The 1928-nt window shown below is 35.4% G+C and carries 2 protein-coding genes and 1 pseudogene; all 3 read left to right on the forward strand.

What is annotated here, in order from left to right:
* Positions 1-174 precede the first annotated feature (174 nt).
* The gene (locus ED312_RS23475) at positions 175-909 is read left to right on the forward strand and encodes a helix-turn-helix transcriptional regulator (protein WP_123218447.1); all 735 of its coding nucleotides are present in this window, start codon (positions 175-177) and stop codon (positions 907-909) included.
* Positions 910-981: 72 nt separating this feature from the next.
* The gene (locus ED312_RS23480; RefSeq protein WP_123218446.1) at positions 982-1518 is read left to right on the forward strand and encodes a dihydrofolate reductase family protein; all 537 of its coding nucleotides are present in this window, start codon (positions 982-984) and stop codon (positions 1516-1518) included.
* A gap of 130 nt (positions 1519-1648) precedes the next feature.
* Positions 1649-1928 (forward strand): annotated as a pseudogene (locus ED312_RS24170) (hypothetical protein); the annotation flags it as partial.

Raw genomic sequence — 1928 nt, forward strand, 5'->3', positions numbered from 1 at the left:
AACCTTTACCCAATTTCCCCACAACTTTTGAGATTGATCCGATGCCGGATTAAAATGGGTTTTCGTTACAAACGAGCACCAGATGGGAGAATATAAGTGAATGTATCGCCTGGAAAAGGGGGATTGTGTATATTTATGCGTTGGTGGTCATTATATAACAACATCACAAAACTGATGGAATACAAAGAAATAAAACCCTATAAAGAATTAAGTCCCTTCATTCATTCGTACTGGGAATTGAAAGGGAACGAACCTGACAGGCAATGGGAACGGAATTTTCCTGATGGGTGTGCAGGCTTAGTAATAAATTTGGGTGACACTTGCATCACGGACAATGGTTTGGTTTCTATGGAGTTTGGAAAAACTTATGTAGTTGGTGCAATGACTTCTTTCAAGGACAGTTTTATTGACAGCAACACACATTTATTAGGAGTTTGCTTCAAACCTGCAGCTTTTGCTAATTTCTATGACTACATGCCTCAAAATGAACTGACCGACAACACCGTTGAGCTTGAAAAGTCCAATTCATTTGATGCTGAGAAAATCTTAAAAGACCCTCTTAATCATTTCAATCAATTTTTTACAGATAGAATTAAAAGCAAAAAGAACCTACTGCAATCAGTAATCAATGATATACATTCGTCAAAAGGACAATTAAGTATTTATGAACTTTCAATCCGGAATTACACAACTGTACGGCAGTTAGAACGAAATTTTAAAATGTACATAGGGATTTCTCCAAAAGAATATTCAAACATTATTCGTTTTCAGAATGCTTTGAGTATAATTAAAAACTCAAGCGAAAATCGAAGTTTTTCAGACATTGCTTTTGAATGTGGCTTCTATGACCATTCACATCTTACCAACGAAATCAAACGAAATACAGGGCTTTCGCCGTCAGAACTTTAATTTGTCGTTTTTTTCCAAAGTATTAATTATAGTCCAATACTAATTTTGCAGAAACTTTAAAATATTAAACAAATGCGAAAATTATCACTTTTTATTGCTACAAGTTTGGACGGTTATATTGCAAAACCTAATGATGACCTTAGCTTCTTGAAATTAGTAGAAAAAGAAGGAGAAGATTATGGTTATGAGAATTTTATACACACCATAGACACCTTAATTATTGGTAGAAAGACCTATGATTATGTACTTAAAGAAATCGGTTCATCTCATTATGACAATGGAAAAAGAAATGTATTTGTTATAACAAGAACTGAAAAACCAAGTATTGGTAAAACAACTTTTTATACGGGAAACCTGACCGAATTAGTACAACGACTAAAATCCGAGAGCGGAAAAAATATTTATTGTGACGGAGGGGCAGAAATAGTGAATGAACTTTTGAAAAGTGACCTGATTGACGAATTTATTATTTCGATTGTACCTATTTTGATTGGTAATGGGACAAGACTTTTCAAAGACGGCAGACCTGAACAATATCTTGAACTTGTAAATTCAAAAAGGTTTGACACGGGACTAATGCAACTGCATTACAAACGAAAGAGAAAATAATGCCCCCGCTGGTGCGCGATTGTACCTTAAATCCGTAGGTTCATGTTAAAAACAACCGCAAAGATTTGATAACAAATACTTTGCGGTTTTGGTGTTTTCACCTAAATTGGTGATGCTCATATACACCAATATGAAAGTAATAAAATCTAAAAATATTCCCGCATTTGGAGGGATAAATTTTGTGATTGAAGAATTTGATAGGCAAGGTTTAGACCAATTGCTTAACGAACAACTCCCAAGCCTTGGTTCCCAAAGTTGTTATGATTGGCGTGATATTTTATACAGTTATTGGTCTGTTTTCTTTTGTGGTGGGGATTGCCCCGCTACCACCGAGGACTATGCCGTTCTGGGAAATAGACGACATTGGTTTTTGGGAGTAATTAGTTGTTGGCTACTGTTGTGGCCACCAG

The organism is Sinomicrobium pectinilyticum, assembly GCF_003725735.1.
GTDB classification, from domain to species: Bacteria; Bacteroidota; Bacteroidia; order Flavobacteriales; family Flavobacteriaceae; genus Sinomicrobium; species Sinomicrobium pectinilyticum.